This window comes from Polaribacter marinaquae (genome assembly GCF_038019025.1).
Classification (GTDB): Bacteria; Bacteroidota; Bacteroidia; order Flavobacteriales; family Flavobacteriaceae; genus Polaribacter; species Polaribacter marinaquae.
The window spans coordinates 3,058,057-3,076,581 of record NZ_CP150496.1 but is presented as its reverse complement, the minus strand read 5'-3'; the positions used below and the strand labels follow the sequence as shown (position 1 = coordinate 3,076,581).

General features: G+C 29.3%; 21 protein-coding genes. 10 read left to right on the top strand and 11 right to left on the bottom strand.

What is annotated here, in order from left to right:
* The first annotated feature begins 25 nt into the window (after positions 1–25).
* The 10 genes from WG950_RS13660 (at position 26) to WG950_RS13615 (ending at position 10,468) form a co-directional block, all read left to right on the top strand.
* A complete protein-coding gene (locus WG950_RS13660; protein WP_340933102.1) occupies positions 26–2,590 on the top strand; it encodes a T9SS type A sorting domain-containing protein in 2,565 nt (854 codons plus the stop codon).
* 93 nt (positions 2,591–2,683) lie between these two features.
* On the top strand, positions 2,684–3,571 hold the full coding sequence (locus WG950_RS13655) for a metallophosphoesterase (protein ID WP_340933101.1): 888 nt from the start codon (positions 2,684–2,686) through the stop codon (positions 3,569–3,571).
* Between the two features lie 6 nt (positions 3,572–3,577).
* The gene (locus WG950_RS13650) at positions 3,578–4,102 is read left to right on the top strand and encodes a hypothetical protein (RefSeq protein ID WP_340933100.1); all 525 of its coding nucleotides are present in this window, start codon (positions 3,578–3,580) and stop codon (positions 4,100–4,102) included.
* 64 nt (positions 4,103–4,166) lie between these two features.
* Entirely contained in the window at positions 4,167–5,462 is a 1,296-nt protein-coding gene (locus WG950_RS13645; protein WP_340933098.1) for an NAD(P)/FAD-dependent oxidoreductase, read from the top strand.
* A 2-nt stretch (positions 5,463–5,464) separates the two neighbouring features.
* On the top strand, positions 5,465–5,773 hold the full coding sequence (locus WG950_RS13640) for a hypothetical protein (RefSeq protein ID WP_340933095.1): 309 nt from the start codon (positions 5,465–5,467) through the stop codon (positions 5,771–5,773).
* Position 5,774: 1 nt separating this feature from the next.
* Entirely contained in the window at positions 5,775–6,146 is a 372-nt protein-coding gene (locus WG950_RS13635) for a hypothetical protein (RefSeq protein WP_340933094.1), read from the top strand.
* On the top strand, positions 6,124–7,041 hold the full coding sequence (locus tag WG950_RS13630) for an AraC family transcriptional regulator (RefSeq protein ID WP_340933092.1): 918 nt from the start codon (positions 6,124–6,126) through the stop codon (positions 7,039–7,041). The genes WG950_RS13635 and WG950_RS13630 overlap by 23 nt, the downstream gene beginning before the upstream one ends.
* A 97-nt stretch (positions 7,042–7,138) precedes the next feature.
* Positions 7,139–9,295 (top strand): TonB-dependent receptor, encoded by a 2,157-nt coding sequence (locus tag WG950_RS13625; RefSeq protein ID WP_340933090.1) that lies wholly within the window; start codon positions 7,139–7,141, stop codon positions 9,293–9,295.
* 103 nt (positions 9,296–9,398) lie between these two features.
* Positions 9,399–9,818 (top strand): DUF2141 domain-containing protein, encoded by a 420-nt coding sequence (locus tag WG950_RS13620; protein WP_077809779.1) that lies wholly within the window; start codon positions 9,399–9,401, stop codon positions 9,816–9,818.
* A 29-nt stretch (positions 9,819–9,847) separates the two neighbouring features.
* Positions 9,848–10,468 (top strand): hypothetical protein, encoded by a 621-nt coding sequence (locus tag WG950_RS13615; protein ID WP_079737007.1) that lies wholly within the window; start codon positions 9,848–9,850, stop codon positions 10,466–10,468.
* A 52-nt stretch (positions 10,469–10,520) separates the two neighbouring features.
* On the opposite strand, the gene WG950_RS13610 is transcribed toward WG950_RS13615, so the two are convergent.
* The 11 genes from WG950_RS13610 to WG950_RS13560 form a co-directional block, all read right to left on the bottom strand.
* Positions 10,521–10,940 (bottom strand): hypothetical protein, encoded by a 420-nt coding sequence (locus WG950_RS13610; RefSeq protein WP_340933087.1) that lies wholly within the window; start codon positions 10,938–10,940, stop codon positions 10,521–10,523.
* Entirely contained in the window at positions 10,940–12,022 is a 1,083-nt protein-coding gene (locus WG950_RS13605) for an amidohydrolase family protein (protein WP_079737009.1), read from the bottom strand. The genes WG950_RS13610 and WG950_RS13605 overlap by 1 nt, the downstream gene beginning before the upstream one ends.
* A 3-nt stretch (positions 12,023–12,025) precedes the next feature.
* Positions 12,026–12,553, bottom strand: a complete 528-nt coding sequence (locus WG950_RS13600) for a 3-hydroxyanthranilate 3,4-dioxygenase (protein ID WP_340933086.1) — start codon at positions 12,551–12,553, stop codon at positions 12,026–12,028.
* A 15-nt stretch (positions 12,554–12,568) separates the two neighbouring features.
* A complete protein-coding gene (locus tag WG950_RS13595; RefSeq protein WP_340933085.1) occupies positions 12,569–13,138 on the bottom strand; it encodes a hypothetical protein in 570 nt (189 codons plus the stop codon).
* Positions 13,139–13,201: 63 nt separating this feature from the next.
* Entirely contained in the window at positions 13,202–13,978 is a 777-nt protein-coding gene (locus WG950_RS13590; protein ID WP_340933083.1) for an SDR family oxidoreductase, read from the bottom strand.
* 50 nt (positions 13,979–14,028) lie between these two features.
* Complete coding sequence (locus tag WG950_RS13585) at positions 14,029–14,247, bottom strand: DUF6500 family protein (protein WP_340933082.1); 219 nt, start codon at positions 14,245–14,247, stop codon at positions 14,029–14,031.
* The gene (locus tag WG950_RS13580) at positions 14,240–15,682 is read right to left on the bottom strand and encodes an aldehyde dehydrogenase (protein WP_340933080.1); all 1,443 of its coding nucleotides are present in this window, start codon (positions 15,680–15,682) and stop codon (positions 14,240–14,242) included. Before WG950_RS13580 ends, WG950_RS13585 begins: the two co-directional genes overlap by 8 nt.
* Before the next feature lie 4 nt (positions 15,683–15,686).
* On the bottom strand, positions 15,687–16,094 hold the full coding sequence (locus WG950_RS13575; RefSeq protein WP_077809788.1) for a RidA family protein: 408 nt from the start codon (positions 16,092–16,094) through the stop codon (positions 15,687–15,689).
* 2 nt (positions 16,095–16,096) lie between these two features.
* Entirely contained in the window at positions 16,097–16,615 is a 519-nt protein-coding gene (locus WG950_RS13570; protein WP_340933077.1) for a DUF1697 domain-containing protein, read from the bottom strand.
* Entirely contained in the window at positions 16,616–18,025 is a 1,410-nt protein-coding gene (locus WG950_RS13565; RefSeq protein ID WP_340933075.1) for an NAD(P)/FAD-dependent oxidoreductase, read from the bottom strand.
* Positions 18,025–18,525 carry a hypothetical protein gene (locus WG950_RS13560; RefSeq protein WP_340933073.1) on the bottom strand — a complete coding sequence of 167 codons (501 nt, stop codon included), beginning with the start codon at positions 18,523–18,525 and terminating at the stop codon, positions 18,025–18,027. The genes WG950_RS13565 and WG950_RS13560 overlap by 1 nt, the downstream gene beginning before the upstream one ends.

The following is an 18,525-nucleotide window of genomic DNA, read 5'->3' as shown; positions in this document are numbered from 1 at the left end:
CATCAACAAATTAAAAAAAGAAAAAATGAAATTAAAATTACTATTATTAGTGTTATTTGTAACGGTAACAACTTTTGGACAAAACTGGTCTCAAGTTGGTACAACACAATTTACCAACTTTGCTTCTGACGCCGTCATAGCAACAGACCCATCTACCGGTGATCCATATGTTGCTATTGTAGAACCTCTAAGTTCTAGCAAAATATCTGTTAAAAAGTTTGATGGTACAAATTGGGTTTCTCAAGGCACTTTAGTTGGTGAAAATGCAATAAATATCGCTTTAGCCATTAATCCGATTAACAATCAACCTGTTGTTGCATATAGAGACACAACAGATTCTACTTTGTACGCCTATACATTTGATGGAACAGCATGGTCTTTAATAATGAATTATAATGTTACGCTTAAAAACCATAAAGTTCAAATTCAATTTAACGCCGCGGGTGACATGCGATTTTCTGGACATGAAAGCAATGATAGATTGGTAGTAGTTGAAAAGAAAATTTCGGGTCCAATTACTAAATATACTACTCCGAAATATTATGGTACCGAAAATAAATTTGATTTTAATGCTTTTAACAAATACTACATTGCAAATAGAGTCTATCAATCTAGAAGTGAATGGGAAATTCATAAAATATCAGTAGATAGATATGGTATAACAGATTTTACGATAAGACCACGTTCTTACGGTGGAGGAACAGAAATCACTTTAAAAAATATTTCTGGAATTTCTGATAATGATTTTGTTGCCGCCTTTGATGTATCTGCAAGATATAACAGCACTACAGGTATAACAGAACCTGCTAATGAGGTTGTAATTTACAATAATACAACAGAGGTAAAAAGAATTGGTGCAGTAAATGACATTGTTCAATTCAGAAAAAACTTTGTAAATAATCAATTATATGTTATGTATGCAGAAAAAAATTCTGCTGATATTGCTTTTCAGAGTTATAATTCTATTACAGATAGCTGGTCTAATTTACCAACAACTAGTATTGATAGTAATAGTAGCGCCAACTTCTTTATAAACATGGCTATCGATAAAATAGATGGTTCTATTTATGTAGTATATTTAGATGGTTCTAAAGCTTCCGTTAAGAAATTTACAATAATTAAACCTGCTAATCAATCTATAATATATGTAGATAAAAACTCGCCGAATGTAAATGGAAACGGTAGCTCTTGGGCAAATGCAAACCCTAGTTTACAAAGTGCTTTACAAAATATTACTAGTTTAACTGAAGAAATTTGGGTTGCAAAAGGCACATATTATGCAAGTACAACAGACAGAAGTGAATCTTTTAACATTATATCTAATAATAACTTAAAACTATATGGTGGTTTTGATGGATCAGAAACCTCTATTTCTGAAAGAGATATTTCTAGTAATCCAACAATATTATCTGGCGATTTAAATAATGATGATTCTGGTGCATTGGCATTTAACAATACTACAATGGCAGAAAACACTTACAACATTGTAAAAGTAAGTGCAGAAGATGTATTATTAGATGGTTTTACAATTACAAATGCAAATGCAAATGGTAGTACACAAAATGAACAAGAAGGAAGCGCTATAACGCTTTTACCAACTGTAAAAAACTTTGTGCTAAATAATAGTACTATTTCTAATAACATCAACAAAAGAGCTGGTAGTATTAAAAGTATAGATCCTTCGGCTAACGTATCAATATTATTTTCAAATTCAATTTTTAAAAATAATTTAGCAGCATTTGCAAATGCATTGTACAGCAGAACTCTTTCTGGAAAAATATTAAATTTTACCAGTGTAAATATGTTATATGATAGTAACATAATAGATAATGTAAACGGCTCTGGTGTATTTTGGTTTAGAAATGATCATGGTGCATGTACAGTAAATGCAAAATTTATAAATGATACTTTTGTTAATAATACAGGTAATAGAGTGCCTTCTGCCGGTAATGATTTACCTGTTATAACCGTTGGGCAAACCAAAGGAGTTATAAAAACAGATATTTCTAACAGTATTTTCTGGAACAATACAGATGGTAACGGCAATATTGTACCTGCCTTGGGTAGAAACGGAAATGATGCATACCCAGATATAACAAATATGTTAGTAAGTAATAGTTTAGATTCAGATGGTTTTTCTAAAGTTACATATAAACAAAACATTATAACTTCAGACCCATTATTTACTAGTGCAACAGATTTTAGTTTACAAGCAAATTCTCCTGCCATAAACATGGGTGATAATTCTAAAGTACCTGCAGATATTAATGCAGATATACTTGGCAATACAAGAATATTTGATACCACTGTAGATTTAGGAGCTTATGAGTTTGGCGCATCTGCAGTAGCAGGTTTAAGCGACATTAATAAAATAGCGTTTTCTGTGTATCCCAATCCAACAGTAAATGTTTTAAACATCAAGTTAAATGAAGATATCAAATTAGCAGAAATCTACAACTTACAAGGACAAAAAGTACTTTTTAGCAAACTAAAAACAATAAATACTAGCAAACTTAGTAACGGCATTTACCTTTTAAAAATAACAACAACCGATAATAATATTGGTTTAAAGAGATTTGTAAAAGAATAAAATCCCCAAAAAAAAGAAAAAGATACTAAAACGCAATCATTAATTTGATTGCGTTTTTTTGTAATGTGATATATTTGTAAAAAACATATTCTAATGAAAAAAATAGTTTTCTTTTTAATTTCAATAATCAGTATTGTTTCTTGTAAAAAAGAAGAAAATACTAACTTTAAAATTGGTGTAATTTCAGACTGCCAATATTGCCATTGCGACGTAAAATGGGATCGTTATTACAAAAAATCACCCACAAGATTAAAAGAAGCAGTACATACTTTAAATAAAGACACTTTAAGTTACACAATTCATTTAGGTGATTTTATAGACAAAGATTTTAAGAGTTTAGATAGTATTTTACCAACTTGGCATAAATTAAAATCAGAAACATATCATGTTTTAGGAAATCATGACTTTGAAGTAAAAGATTCCTTGAAAAAAGAAGTTATTAAAAAATTAAATTTAAAAAACAGATATTACAGTATTGTAAAAAACGATTGGCGTTTTATTGTTTTAGATGGTAATGACTTAAGTTTTTTTGGCGCTCTTTCTAAGGATAAAAAAAGACAAACTGACTCAATTTTTAATTTACTAAAGGATAATAACCTGCCTTTTGTAAAAAAATGGAATGGTGCATTAAGCTTAAAACAATTAAGTTGGATTAAGAATGAACTAGATATTGCAACAAAAAATAATGAGAAAGTTGGTTTTTACTGTCACTTCCCTATTTATCCAATCGATCAACATAATATCTGGAACAGAGAACAATTCTTAGCACTAATTAAACCCTATACCAATGTTAAATTTTTCTTTAACGGACATAATCATGCCGGAGCATATGAATTAAAAGACAACGTGCATTATTTAACCTTTAAAGGTATGGTAGATACAGAAAATGAATCTGCCTTTGCAAATGTAGAATTCAAAAAAGATACGATTATTGTAAACGGTTTTTACAGAGAACCTTCTAGAAAACTAGTGATTAAATAATTACGATTGAAAACCTATAACAAAACAAATTTTTTTAAACATACTTTTTGTGAATTTACACAAATTGATAATTTTGATTTTCCAGAAAGCACAATCTATGTAAGCAAATCTAATAGCATGTATTTTTATACAAGTGAAGGAGTTTACAGAAAATCAAACCATTGGGGAAGAGTTGCCAATTGCAGATGGAAATTAATTGCAGATAAAAATTATAAAAATCAGAATACGGTTACTGCTTATGCAAAATGGAGCTGCTTTTACCCTATTAATTCATCAGAAAAAACTTTTTTTATTAATGTAAATTTTGATAAAAAAACAGCTAAAATCAACCCTAAAAAAGAAAACACAACCAATTATTTATTTTCTTTTTCTGAATCTCAAAAAAGAATCAAACAAATAACTCATTTATTTAAAGATGATAAATGGGCTAAATATTTTGACGATGATGTTGAAATTATTAGACAGAACATTATTTCAGAGTTTATAAATTCTGATAAAACATTGCAAGAAATAAAAAAAAGATTCAAATAAGAAATCATCTGTTTTCTGTAAATTTGTCTTTCTCAATATAAAATCTAAAAGTTTTAACATCAATATGAACATACCACAAACTAGTTTTCCAAGAGTTGTAATTATTGGTGGCGGTTTTGCAGGTTTAGCTGCAGCAAAAGGATTAGAAAAGCAAGAATTGCAAGTTGTCTTATTAGACAAGCATAATTATCATACTTTTCAACCTTTGCTATATCAAGTAGCAACAGGTGGTTTAGAACCAGATTCTATTGCTTTTCCGTTAAGAAAAAGATTTAATGATGTAGATAATTTCTATTTTAGATTAGCAGAAGTAGATAAAATAAATACTGATACAAATACGATAGAAACCTCTATTGGAAATTTAGAATACGACGAATTAATAATTGCAACAGGTTCTACGACCAATTTTTTTGGAAACACAAACATCCAAAAATATGCCATGGAAATGAAATCTGTACCACAATCTTTAAACATTAGAAGTTTAATTTTAGAAAACTTTGAAGAAGCACTTTTAACTTCTAATTACGAAGAAAGAAAAGCTTTAATGAATTTTGTAATTGTTGGTGGCGGACCAACAGGTGTTGAGTTAGCTGGTGCTTTGGCCGAAATGAAAAAAGGAATTTTACCTAAAGATTATCCAGATTTAGACATTCGCCAAATGCAAATAAATTTAATACAAAGTTCTGGTGAAATTTTAAAAGGAATGAGCTCACAAGCTTCTGAAAAAGCAGAAGATTTTTTAATAAAATTAGGCGTTAATGTTTGGAAAAATTTACGTGTATTAGATTACGATGGTAAAACTGTAACCACTAACGGAGAAGATCATTTTAAAGCAGAAACCGTAATTTGGGCGGCTGGTGTAAAAGGACAAACTATTGATGGTTTAGAAGCAGAATGCGTAATAGAAAGAGCGGCAAGAATTAAGGTAAACGAGTACAATCAGGTTTTAAATTATACAAATATTTATGCGATTGGAGATGTTGCTTGTATGTCAAACGAAAAAAATCCGTACGGGCATCCCATGATGGCGCAACCTGCAATACAGCAAGGTAAATTAGTTGCTAAAAATATCATTGCAAAATTGTTTAATAAAGAGTTAAAACCATTTGTTTATAATGACAAAGGTTCGATGGCTACGATTGGAAGAAACAAAGCTGTTGTAGATTTACCAAAATGGAAATTTCAAGGAATTTTTGCTTGGTTCGTTTGGATGTTTGTTCACCTTTTTTCTTTAATTGGTTTTAGAAACAGAGCTATTGTATTTTTAAATTGGGTTTATAATTATATACGTTTCGATAGAGAAACTCGTTTAATAATAAGACCTTTTAAAAAGAAAAACTTTTACTCTTTTAAAGATTAATTATGGCTTCTAAAAGAATCGTAAAATGCCCTAATTGTGGTGTATTTAATACAAACAGAGAGTACTGTAAAAATTGTAACACCTTAATTTCTCATCAAAAAAAGAGAGAATTAAAAAAACAAGCAGTTGAGCAGCAAGAAATAGAAAAAGTAATTTACGAAAAAGAGAATCCTAATTTAGCAGAAAGGCTTAAAAATCATTCTAATATTTTTTATAGAATATTCGGTTGGATTTTATATTCTGTAATTACAATTGTTAGTTTAATTGGCGCTGGTTTAGCTTGGTTAATAGCAATGGTTGCTGCTGGTTAACATGAAAAAACTATTATTTTATTATTTTATCTTCTCTTTAATTACAGGTACAACTGTTTATTTTTTACAATGTTTTTCTGTACCATTACCCAGAATTATTCGCTATTATTTAAATGATTTTTTAATAATACCAATTGTTTTATATAGTTGTTTGGTTGTGCTAAAATGGTCTAGGAATGATAAAAATTTTACTTTAAGTTTAGCAATAATTTTATATTTATGTACACTATATAGTGTATTGTTCGAGTTTGTTTTTCCTAAATATTTAGCAAGATATACCGAAGATTTTATAGATATTATTCTTTATTTTACTAGCGGAATTACGTTTTATATTCTTCAAAAAATACAACATGAATTCAGCAAAAATAGCTAACCATAATATTGCTCGATTAAATAAAGCAATTGTATTTATAGAAAATAATTTATCAGAAAAACTGTCATTAGATATTATTTCTAAAGAAGTATATTCTTCGCCTTTTCATTTTCACAGGTTATTTAAGATTGTGGTTGGCGAGACTTTACAAAATTTTATAATTAGATGTCGAATTGAAAAAGCAGCTTCAATTTTAATTCATCAAAAAGAAAAAAGCATTACCGATATTGCCACAATAGTTGGTTTTGAGAGTTTATCTTCCTTCTCTAAATCTTTTAAAAATTTCTACGGAATTTCACCGAACAAATTTAAAACCGAAACTTTACAAAAGTTTATTAAAATATCTAAAACAGAAAGCAAGATTGGTAAAGTTACTGTAACATTTGAACAATATATTTGCAATCTAAACAAAACTATAAATTGGTTAAAGATGAAAACATCACCAGAAATAAAAAAAATACCAAGATTAGATTTAGCATATATTTCTCATAAAGGTAAAATGGAAGCCATTGGCAGTGTTTATAATAAATTGGTAAAATGGGCAACGCCAAAAGGATTGATAAATGAAAAAACTAGAATGGTAACAATTTATCATGATAGTCCTAAAATTACAGATCCAAATAATCTTAGAATGAGTGCGTGCATGGTTTTAGATGATCCGATTGATTTGGATGGAGAAATTGACCTTAGAATTTTAAGTCCAACAAAATGTATTGTTTCTAGGTTAGAAATTACTCCACATCAATTTCAGCAAGCTTGGGAAGCTTCATTTGCTTTTATGGTAAAAAACGGTTACGAAAAATCGAATATAGATACTTTTGAAATCTATTATAATAATGCTGCAGAGCATCCAGAGAACAAGTTTATTGTAGATTTATGTATTCCTATCAAATAATTTTACAATTCGTCTTTTAAAAATTACAACTCGGTATTTCATTTTATTTTTATAACCGATGTCGTTTCATCTTTGTAATATCAAAAAACCTAAACCGATGAAACGTATTTTATTTTTTCTACTTACAGTAAGTCAAATATCATTATTTGCACAAACAACAATTTCTGGCAAAGTAACAGATTCTAAAAATTTAGCTATAGAAGGTGCTAACGTGTATTTAGATGGAACTTATGATGGATCTTCGACAAACGAAAAAGGAGAGTTTTCTTTCTCTACATCAGAAAAAGGAAATCAAACAATTGTTATTTCTTATATTTCTTTTGAAACATTTATTAAAACTGCCAATGTTACTTCATTAAAAGATTTAAAAGTAAAACTAAGAGAAGATGTAAATTCTTTAGATGCAGTTACTATTAACGCTGGAACTTTTGAAGCTGGCGAAAAAGCAAAAGTAACCGTCTTAAAACCTTTAGATATTGTAACTACTGCAAGTGCTTTAGGCGATGTTATGGGCGCTCTACAAACTTTACCTGGTACATCCACTGTAGACGAAGATGGCAGGTTGTTTGTGCGTGGTGGAGAAGCAGAAGAAACTCAGATTTTTATCGACGGAATGCGAGTATTTACACCATATGCACCGGCAGCTAGAAATATACCAACCAGAGGTAGATTTTCTCCGTTTTTATTTAAAGGAATTTCTTTTTCTACAGGAGGTTATTCTGCCGAATACGGACAAGCATTGTCAAGTGTTTTACAATTAAATACTATTGATGAGCCTTTAGAAGAAAAAACAGATATATCTTTTATGACACTAGGTTTAGGTGTTGGAAACACTCAAATTTGGGGTAAAAATTCTTTCAGTATAAATGCTTCATATATCAATCTAGCGCCTTATCAAGCAGCTTTTCCAGATAGAAATACTTGGACAAAACCTGTACAATCTTTAAGCGGAGAAATGGTGTATAGACACAAATTCGAAAATGAATCTTTACTCAAATTATATGGTGCTTTTAGTTATACTTCTTTCGATTTAATTCAAGAGGATATTAACTTCGAAAACGGATTTCAGTTTGGTTTAAGAAACCGAAATTTATATTTTAATGCATCTTACAAAAATAAATTTGAAAACAATTGGAGGTTAGAAACTGGTTTAAGTTTTACAAACGATTATTCTGATATAAACATTTTTGATGATACAGTTTTAGACAACGAAAACTCAATGCATGTAAAGGTTAAATTAAGAAAAAGGTTTTCTAATAGATTTAAACTAAGCTTTGGTGCTGAATATTTTATTACAAATTTTAATGAAGATTACATTTCTAACACAAACGATTTTTATGAATTTGATTTTGACAATAATATTTTTGCATCGTTTGTAGAAACAGATATTTTCTTTTCTAAAAGTTTAGCTGCAAAAGTAGGTTTAAGATTAGAAAACTCTGAACTTCTAAATGAATTTACCGTTTCCCCTAGAATTTCTATTGCGCATAAAATTAGTAAAAACTCTCAAGTTTCTTTAGCCTACGGACAGTTTTACCAAAATCCGAAAAATGACTATTTAAAATTCAACCAAAATTTTAAAGCAGAAAACACATCGCATGTAATTGCAAATTATCAAGCAACCAAACAAGGTCAAATCTTTAGAATTGAAGCATATCTAAAAAACTACGATAATCTTGTTAAATTTGATGGAAATACACCTGCATTTTCTAGTAATTATAACAATAATGGTAATGGTTATGCAAAAGGTTTCGACATATTCTGGCGACAGAATAGAAAAATTAAAAATACAGATTATTGGGTTTCATACTCTTATTTAGATACAGAAAGAGATTATAGAAATTATCCAACAGCTGCCACACCAAGTTTTGCATCAAAACATAATATATCTTTAGTAGCAAAGCATTGGGTAGAAAGTTGGAAAAGTCAACTTGGTTTTACGTACAACTTTGCATCAGGGAGAAACTATACAAACCCCAACGAAGTTGGTTTTCTTAATAATAAAACAAAAAACTACAACTCTTTAAGTGTAAATTGGGCGTATTTAATAGATCAACAAAAGATACTTTACTTTTCTGTAAATAATGTTTTGGGCACTCAAAATGTATTTGGTTATAATTACAAAAACACGCCAGAACCAAACGGAAACTTTAACAGACAAGCAATTATACCAAACGCAGATCGTTTCTTTTTTATTGGTTTCTTCTGGACAATTAGTAATAACAAAAACACAAATCAGTTAGATAACTTATAAAAATTACAATTCAGTTATAAAAAACAACAATTCGGTATGTTTGTTGTTTTAATTTTGAAAAAACATTCGATATTTACAGTGTTAAACAAATTAAAAAAATATTATGAAAAACATTCTTCTAATAATCGCACTTATTTTTACAGGTTTATCAACTACAAAAGCACAAGAATCTACAGTAAATTTAACTATTAATATTTCTGGTTTAAATTCTGATAAAGGAACTTTAATGGTAGGAGTTTACAATAAGGAAGAACTTTTTCTAAAAAAACAATTTAAAGGAAGTCTTGCTAAAATAAAAAATAAAAAATCTGTAGTTATTTTTAAAGACTTACCTAAAGGAGAATATGCCGTTTCTTTTGTGCATGATGAAAATAATAATAAAAAAATGGACACCAATTTCTTTGGAATACCAAAAGAGGATTACGGTTGCTCTAATAACGCTACTGGATTTATGGGACCACCAAAATACAGCGATGCAAAGTTTATACTTTCTGAAGATAAAACAATACACATCGAAATATAAAATTAACCAAACCACAAAAACTTTTTAAAATGAAAAAATCTATTTTAATTATCGCAATTTTCATTGCGACAGGAATTGCTGCGCAAACAAAATATCAAAAAGGAATGCAAAAAGCTTTCTCGCTTTGGAAACAAGGTAAAATGACAGAGAGCTCTCAATTATTTGAAAGAATTTCTAAAGCAGAACCTACAAAATGGTTGCCAGCATATTACACCGCAAACGTAGAGATATTAAGCAGTTTTGGTTTGAAAGACGAAACAGCTTTAAAAGCAAAATTAACAAAGGCTCAAGAATTTTTAGACATTGCAAAAGCTAACTCAGAAAATAACCCAGAAATATTAATTACGCAAGCACTTTTAAATTTAGGATATATTGCTTTTGATGGTCAAAAATACGGAATGACCTTGTCTGGCAAAACAAATCAATTATATGCAAAAGCATTAGAAATTGCACCAAACAACCCAAGAGTTATTTTAGGAAATGCAGAGTGGAATATGGGAACTGCAAAATATTTTGGGCAATCTACAAAACCATATTGTTCTGAAATTAAGCGCGCAATTGAACTTGGTAAAAAAGAAAAAATTGAAATTGAATTTTATCCGAAGTTTATGCAAGATAGAGCTGAAGAAGTTTTAAAACAATGCGAATAACAACATCTAAAACTAATCATAAAAAAAACTTGAGAATATTCTCAAGTTTTTTTTATGCTTTTTTAATTTTATTAGATACTGGGTCTACATACAATTTCTTTTTACCATTTGGTAATTTTATTTTTGCATCATGAAAAGTACCAAAAATAGTTTTCCCATCAATAACTACAGAATTTCTTGGCTCTAAATACTCATAAATACAATTTCTATAAGCATCTAAATATTTTGGTTGAATACGAGTTAGAAATTCGGAATACACCTCATCAAAATCTTGATCTATTTTAGATTGTAACCATCTATTTACCAAAGTTGTATCTAAATATGTTTTTTTAGAATTTTTACCTTGCATAGATTCTTTAGTAGGTAAATCTTCAAAATTTGAAAACTTACCTCCTCTTCTACTCGAAAAGTCTCCGGTTTCTTTAAATTTAGCTCTAGAGCCAGAAGCTTTTCTAAGTAGCCATTTAGACATTATCCTATAATTTTATTTATTAAGTCTTGTTTGGCTTTCTCATCTTCACCAAAAAGCCATTGTAAAACATTGTCTTCCCAGATTTCTTCTTTTTCACTTTCAGAAATTATTTTTTGATCTATTGCTAAATCTAATATTTTTCCTGGGTAAGAAGATTGTTTATCACTTTCCATTTCACCTAAAGGATAAGGATCATCTAAGCCCATTAAAACTTGATTTGTTCCTTGTCTTTTAAACATTAGTTTTAAAGAATCTGTATCGTGTACAAGTGTATCAAAAAATATGTTTTTATGTCCTACAGCTTTTCTAGGATGCGTTTTACCCTCAAACAAATCGGGCCTTCCGTCGAAACCTTGAATTCTTCTACCCAAATTCATTTGTGCTAATTGCCCACCATGCGCAAAACAAGTTCTAATATTTTTAAAACGCTCCTGCATACCATTTAACGTATAAAAATGGTAAGCATCACCACATTGTGCTAACATCCAAATTAAATGAAAACGCCAATTGGTGTTTTCTAATTTAATCATCTTATCACCATCATATGGATGAATTTCTATTGCCAACTTGTATTTATCTGCTAGTTCAAAAATTCGATCATTTTCTTCATCAAAAACACAACGCCATTGCCCAATAGAATCCATAAAATGTGTTGGTAAACACAAAACTTTTAAATCTAATTCTTCTACACAACGTTTCATTTCATCTAACGCACCATAAATAAACCCCGGATGCACAACAAATCCGCAAGTAAATTTAGAAGGATGTTCTCTTTGCACTTTTGCGTTAAAGTCATTTTGAAAACGCAATGCTTTTTTCATTTCTTCTAAACGTAAACCATTACCATACAATTGAGAAAGATTTAGAACAACCGCATGGTCTATCTTATTTTTCTCCATCCAAAGTAATTTTTCATCTAAGAAAAAACTAGAATCTGTTACAGGTCGTCGCCAACCTTTTTGTAACATGTGTTTACGCTCATCATCTACCCAAAAAATTTCCTTTTCTTTCATAAATTCAGGAATTTCTTCTGGATAAGGTAATAAATGAGAATGACCGTTAATACGTAATTTGCGTTTCATTTACTATATTTTATTTGGTGCAGACATTACAGTACCACAATTACTACAAGTACATTTTTCTTTATCAGAATAGTATTTATCGAAAATTATTGGCATATCAGTTTCGATGTTATCTAAAGGAAATTCTTCTCTATACAATTGATTTCCGCAATTTTCGCAATACCATTCTAAAGCATCTAACATACCTTCAGATCTTGGGTATTCGATCACCAAACCAACTGTATTTTCTTTTCTTTGTGGTGAATGTGGTACTTTACCTGGTAATAAATAAATATCACCTTCATTAATTTCAACATCAATTTGTTTTCCATCAGAATCTATAATTTTTAAAATCATATCTCCTTCTAATTGATAGAAAAACTCTGGAGTTTCATTGTAATGATAATCTTTTCTATTATTTGGCCCACCAACAACCATTACAATATACTCGCCATTATCCCAAACCTGTTTATTACCAACAGGTGGTTTTAATAAATGACGATGTTCATCAATCCATTTTTTAAAATTTATAGGTTGTACTAAATTACTCATACATTAATTATTATTTTAACAAACAATAGCTTTTGATTGTTTTTTAACTCTTTTTAAAGTGATTGTATTATTCAACTTATTTTTAAAAGAAAAAATACTAATAAGACCTTTTTTACTTTCTAAAACCTCTACAGGAAAAGCAAAATCAGATAAACTATAATTAAAGTTTAAGGCATTCATATTGTACTTATAATTTTCTATTAAACTAGTAAACTCAGTTGCTAATTCTTCTTCTAAAATATAATAATTGCTATTCCCTTTTTCATTAATTAATAAAGCCAATTCATTAGACTTAAATCCTAATAAAGAACTCTTTTGAATAGAAATAGCATAACAATTACTATTTAGCTTAATCGCATGATTAGAAACACTATAACCTTTACTTTTTAAATCTGTAATTAAATTATTACATGTTTTTAGAAAGCTACTAGGTAAGCTAGATAATGACAAGTTGTTGCTAAAACCAGCAAAACTTTTTAAACCTGCATAGGTTTTATAGTTATTACTTGCTAATGTAGCGGTTGGTGTAATTGATAAAGCACCCGCAGTAATTGCAGATGAAAATAGAAATTTTCTACGATTCATAATATTTTAAAGTTTGGTTAATTATTCTTTAAAGTTAGTGTTTTTAATTTTATATGAATCGAACTATAAACTTTTTGTTCTACCACCATCAACAGGTACATTAATTCCGTTAATAAAACTTGCGTTTTCACTGGTAAGAAAAACTATAGCCGCAGCAATTTCTTCTGGTTTTGCAAAGCGTTTTGCAGGAGAAGAATTTTTCATATTTGTTGCAACCTCATCTACTGTTAAGCCTGATTTATTTGCTTTATTTTTAATAATTTCATTTAAACGCTCTGTGTTTGTTGCTCCTGGCAACACATTGTTTACTGTTATACCAAACTGACCAAGTTCATTTGCCATTGTTTTAGACCAACTGGCAACTGCACCTCTAATAGTATTTGAAACTCCTAAACCATCTAAAGGTTGTTTTACCGAAGTAGAAATTACATTTACAATTCTACCAAAACATTCTTCTTTCATAAACGGAACAAGACTCTGAACCAAAATATGATTGCATTTTAAATGTTGCGTAAAAGCATTTTCGAACTCTTCTATTTTTGCGTTAAAAATTGGACCGCCAGCAGGACCACCAGTATTATTGATTAAAACATGAAAATTTAAACTAGTACTTTCTAAAACATCTTTTAATTGATTTGGTTTCGAAAAATCTGCCACCAAATAATTATGATGCTGATTGTTGCTTGGTAAAATGGATAAAACTTCTTTCAATTTAGTTTCATTTCTAGCAATAAGTGTAACATTTGCACCTTCTTCTGCTAAAAGAATCGCGGTTGCTTTACCGATACCTTGTGTACTACCGCAAACTAATGCGTTTTTATTTTTTAAATTTAAATTCATTCTTATAGCTTTAAAAAATCAAATTAATATATTCTTTTAATTCAATTTTATTATTTGTTATCAATCATCATTTGTTTAATCTTAGCTGCTTTTTCAAAATGATCTAGCTGATGTGTTTCAATCCACCAAGTGGCAACTTGCATTAACAACTTCGGATTATCATTTTTGTTTTTGAAAAAAGCATAAAAAGACAAACCAACATTTTCTCCTTTTTTAGCGATTTTATCATCACAAACCTCAACAATTTTTGCTCTTATCACTTTATTCATATTGTAAGCATATATTTTTTTGTTCGGTAAAAAAACGCAAAGCTTCAAAACCACCTTCTCTTCCTATCCCGCTTGCTTTTTGTCCACCGAAAGGTGTTCTTAGGTCTCGCATCATCCAAGTATTTACCCAGACAATTCCTGTTTTTAATTGTTTAGAAAACTGCATTGTTCTATTTAAGTTATTTGTCCAAACAGTTGCAGACAAACCATATTTTGTATCATTTGCTAATTCTAAAGCTTCTTTATCAGATTTAAAAGACATTAAAGTTACCACTGGACCAAAAATTTCTTCTTGATTCAATTTACATTTATTGCTACTAACTTCTATAATTGTAGGCTCTAAAAAGTATCCATTTTCACTATCTTTTACAGTTAATTTATTTCCTCCAAACAAAATTTCACCACCTTCATTCTCTGCAATATCAATATAGCTTTTCACCTTTTCTAAATGTTCTTTAGAAACCAAAGCGCCGATATTTGTATCGCTTTCAGACGGATTTCCTACTTTTAATTCTGATACTTTTTTGATAAAATCTCTTTTAAATTTTTCGAAAATACTTTCTTCAACAAAAATTCTACTTCCGCATAAACAAATTTGTCCTTGATTTGCAAAAGAAGAACGAACTGTGGTTGTTAACATTTTTTCGTAATCGCAATCTGCAAAAATGATATTCGGATTCTTGCCTCCTAATTCTAAAGATAATTTCTTAAACATTGGTGCTGCAACTTTTGCAATATGAGCTCCGGTTTTTGTACCGCCAGTAAAAGAAATAGCTTTAATTTTAGGATGTGCAACAATTGCTTGTCCCGCACTTGTACCCAAACCATGAACAATATTTAAAACTCCTTTAGGTAAACCAGCTTCTGTACAAATTTCTCCTAAAAGATAACTTGTTAATGGCGTAATTTCACTTGGTTTTGCTACAACACAGTTTCCTGCTGCAATTGCAGGTGCAATTTTCCAAGTAAATAAATATAACGGTAAATTCCACGGAGAAATACAACCAACCACACCAATTGGTTCACGTAAAGTAAAGTTTATAGCATTTAAACCAACGCTTTCATGTGCTTCTGATGAAAATTGTGTAATTGCATTCGCATAAAACTGAAAATTAGCAGCTGCTCTTGGTATATCTATAGCTTTTGCCAAACTTATTGGCTTACCATTGTCTTTAGATTCTGCTTCTGCTAAAAAAGTAACTTTTGTTCTAATTAAATCTGCAATTTTAGATAAGATTTTACTTCTTGTAGCTAAAGTTGTTTGAGACCAGCTTGCAAAAGCATTTTCTGCAGCTAAATAGGCATTTTCTACATCTTCGATTGTTGAATTAGGAATTTGCCCATATACTTCTCCTTTAGAAGGATTGTAATTATCTATCCAATTGTCTAAAACTGGGTTTGCAAACTCTCCGTTGATGTAGTTTTGTATTTTCATTTGATTAAGCTTGTTTTTTGTATGCCGTAACCTTAATTTCTACAACCAAATCTGGATGCGGTAATTGATGCACAGCTACTGTAGTTCTTGTAGGGCCAGTTTCTTTGTCAAAAAACTCTGCGTACGCTTTATTGTAACCTGCAAAATCATTCATATTTACCAAAAAAGAAGAAACATCTACTACATCTTTTATACTTGCCCCAACCGTTTGTAAATTTTTATCTATGTTTTTTAAAACTTCTCTGGTTTGCGTTTCTGCATTTAAAAACTTGGTTCCCATTTCATCAATAATATCTACTCCGGCAATTGTATTGTCTGGTCTTCTAGAACTTGTACCCGATACAAAAATGAAATCTCCAACAACTTTTACATGCGGATAAGCGCCTCTTGGTGTTACTTTTTTTTCTGACATATTTACTTTGCTAATTCTGCTAATTTTAATGTAGTTTTTAAATTTCTTGTGGTAGCATTTACATCTAATTTTTTCTCTAAAACATTATTGGTAAGTTTCGTTTTTCCAAAACCGGATTTACAATTTAAATAGACTACATCTTTTACTATTTTATATAAATCTTCACCAATATTTTTAACCTCAATGGTTTCTTTATCAGAAATTTTATCTAAAAATGTGAATGCTACAATTTTTTCATTTTCAAGGGAAAAAGGATAGTTTTTTATAATTTCATTTAACTCTAAAACAGTTTTTACAATTACATGAATATCTAAATCGAACTTTTTTAAAATTCCTTTTTTAATACGTTTAGAAACTTCTAGTTTCGACTGTTCTGAAGTTAGAATTATATTACCACTTTGAATATAAGTTTGTACATTTTGAAATTCTAAATCGTTTAATAATTCTCGTAATGTTACCATCGGAATTTTATTTTTTCCAGACACATTAATTCCGCGTAATAAAACGATATATTTTTTCATTTATAAACCTGCTATTTTATCCTCTTCTAAAATCTCATTCGTTTCTTTAATTACTTTATCTAAAATAACTTCTAACTCTTGCTTTGTCATGTCTAAATGCGTGTGAATAGTTTCATCAGCAATTAAATTTAACAAAGCTTTATCTTGCGCTCTACCTCGTTTTAAAGCCTCATAATATCCTATGTTTTCATTAAAAGTAACTAAAGAATATTTAGATGAATATTGTTTTGGAAATGTTTTTTCTAAATCCATTTCAATTTTTCTTTTTTCTTTAAAAAGCGGATTTGCAACATGGTCTTTCATTTCATGAAAATTATCTATCGCTAAGTCTGCAATAGCATCTGTATCTTTCTTTCGAGTCTTTTGATAGGTTTTAAAAATCGATTTCCAATCTTTTAAATCTTGATTTAAAATTTCATCTAACACAAAAACATCTTCAAAAGAAGCATTCATTCCTTGTCCGTAAAACGGTACAATTGCATGCGAAGAATCGCCAATTAAAAGCGTTTTATTTTGATAAGACCAAGGAGAACATTTTATGGTTCCTAAAGGACCCGTTGGATTGTTTACAAATTCTTCTTTTATATTAGGAATTAATGCCAAAGCATCTGGAAATTCTTTTTCAAAAAACGCTGTAATTTTTTCTTCGGATATTAAATTTTCAAAATTATATTCTCCTTCATCATAACTTAAAAACAAAGTTACGGTAAAGCTTCCGTCCATATTTGGCAGTGCAATTAACATAAAATCTCCACGAGGCCAAATATGTAAATGCTCTTTACTAATTTGGTGTTTTCCTGATGAATCTGCAGGAATTTCTAATTCTTTATAACCGTGATTTAGATAATTCTGAGAATAACTAAACAAAAATTTACGTTCTGATATATAGCTTTTTCTTAAAGAAGAACCTGCACCATCTGCACCAAAAATAACTGCTGCTTCAATAGAAAATTCTTCTTTGGTTTTGTAATCTTTAAAATGTGCAATTTTATTTTCTATGTCTACATTTTTACATTTTTTATTAAAATGAATGGTTACATTTTCATGTTTTTCTGCTTCATCCAATAAAATTGCATTTAAATCTCCTCTAGAAATAGAATTTATGTATTCATTTTCTCTTCCAGAATAATTAGAAGAAAAGGTATTGCCTTCTCGATCATGCATTAATCTACCATACATTGGTAAACAAATTTCGCGTGCTTTCTCTTCCATACCGCATAAGCGCAATGCTTTTAAACCTCTGTCTGATAATGCTAAATTTATACTTCTTCCGGCAGAAATATCAACAGTTCTTAAATCTGGTCTACTTTCGTAAACATCAACTTTAAAACCTCTTTGTGCAAGTCTTAAAGCTAACAAACTTCCGCATAACCCTGCACCAATTATTAATATTTTATCATTTTTGTTCATTATATTTTGTTTAAAACTTTTTGCAAATTCGTACGATTAAAAAAAATAATTATTGTGCAAAAAACCAATGTTAATAAATGATTTACACTTGAAACTTTACAATTATTATTATAAATAGAACCTGAATAATCATAAAAATGCCAAGGAAAAATATTATCAAAAAATGGTAAATTAATATTAAAAATTGAATTCAAAATTTTAGGTGATAAATCAATAATATCCGGAGAAATACATCCTAATAAAATTATTGCTATTAATAGTTTAACATGTTTTTTTACAACATAAAGTAAAATAAGGATAATAAATAAACCCAAGATTACATCAACCTTAGAATTTAATGGATAACAGTGAGGTATATAATCTAAAATCCCGTGAGATATAACTCCAAGAACAAAACTAAATACATAGACAAGTAAGTTAATTTTATCCTCTTTAGTTTCTTTTTTAGAAACTACTGAAAAAATAGTTACACCTGCTGTTATGTGAAATATTACATTCAT

What these genes read in the sequence shown, in the direction of transcription:
- WG950_RS13660 (WP_340933102.1), top strand. Translation starts at nt 26, where the DNA reads ATGAAATTAAAATTACTATTATTAGTGTTATTTGTAACGGTAACAACT.
- WG950_RS13655 (WP_340933101.1), top strand. Translation starts at nt 2,684, where the DNA reads ATGAAAAAAATAGTTTTCTTTTTAATTTCAATAATCAGTATTGTTTCT.
- WG950_RS13645 (WP_340933098.1), top strand. Translation starts at nt 4,167, where the DNA reads ATGAACATACCACAAACTAGTTTTCCAAGAGTTGTAATTATTGGTGGC.
- WG950_RS13640 (WP_340933095.1), top strand. Translation starts at nt 5,465, where the DNA reads ATGGCTTCTAAAAGAATCGTAAAATGCCCTAATTGTGGTGTATTTAAT.
- WG950_RS13635 (WP_340933094.1), top strand. Translation starts at nt 5,775, where the DNA reads ATGAAAAAACTATTATTTTATTATTTTATCTTCTCTTTAATTACAGGT.
- WG950_RS13630 (WP_340933092.1), top strand. Translation starts at nt 6,124, where the DNA reads ATGAATTCAGCAAAAATAGCTAACCATAATATTGCTCGATTAAATAAA.
- WG950_RS13625 (WP_340933090.1), top strand. Translation starts at nt 7,139, where the DNA reads ATGAAACGTATTTTATTTTTTCTACTTACAGTAAGTCAAATATCATTA.
- WG950_RS13620 (WP_077809779.1), top strand. Translation starts at nt 9,399, where the DNA reads ATGAAAAACATTCTTCTAATAATCGCACTTATTTTTACAGGTTTATCA.
- WG950_RS13615 (WP_079737007.1), top strand. Translation starts at nt 9,848, where the DNA reads ATGAAAAAATCTATTTTAATTATCGCAATTTTCATTGCGACAGGAATT.
- WG950_RS13610 (WP_340933087.1), bottom strand. Translation starts at nt 10,940, where the DNA reads ATGTCTAAATGGCTACTTAGAAAAGCTTCTGGCTCTAGAGCTAAATTT.
- WG950_RS13605 (WP_079737009.1), bottom strand. Translation starts at nt 12,022, where the DNA reads ATGAAACGCAAATTACGTATTAACGGTCATTCTCATTTATTACCTTAT.
- WG950_RS13600 (WP_340933086.1), bottom strand. Translation starts at nt 12,553, where the DNA reads ATGAGTAATTTAGTACAACCTATAAATTTTAAAAAATGGATTGATGAA.
- WG950_RS13595 (WP_340933085.1), bottom strand. Translation starts at nt 13,138, where the DNA reads ATGAATCGTAGAAAATTTCTATTTTCATCTGCAATTACTGCGGGTGCT.
- WG950_RS13590 (WP_340933083.1), bottom strand. Translation starts at nt 13,978, where the DNA reads ATGAATTTAAATTTAAAAAATAAAAACGCATTAGTTTGCGGTAGTACA.
- WG950_RS13585 (WP_340933082.1), bottom strand. Translation starts at nt 14,247, where the DNA reads ATGAATAAAGTGATAAGAGCAAAAATTGTTGAGGTTTGTGATGATAAA.
- WG950_RS13580 (WP_340933080.1), bottom strand. Translation starts at nt 15,682, where the DNA reads ATGAAAATACAAAACTACATCAACGGAGAGTTTGCAAACCCAGTTTTA.
- WG950_RS13575 (WP_077809788.1), bottom strand. Translation starts at nt 16,094, where the DNA reads ATGTCAGAAAAAAAAGTAACACCAAGAGGCGCTTATCCGCATGTAAAA.
- WG950_RS13570 (WP_340933077.1), bottom strand. Translation starts at nt 16,615, where the DNA reads ATGAAAAAATATATCGTTTTATTACGCGGAATTAATGTGTCTGGAAAA.
- WG950_RS13565 (WP_340933075.1), bottom strand. Translation starts at nt 18,025, where the DNA reads ATGAACAAAAATGATAAAATATTAATAATTGGTGCAGGGTTATGCGGA.
- WG950_RS13560 (WP_340933073.1), bottom strand. Translation starts at nt 18,525, where the DNA reads ATGAATGTAATATTTCACATAACAGCAGGTGTAACTATTTTTTCAGTA.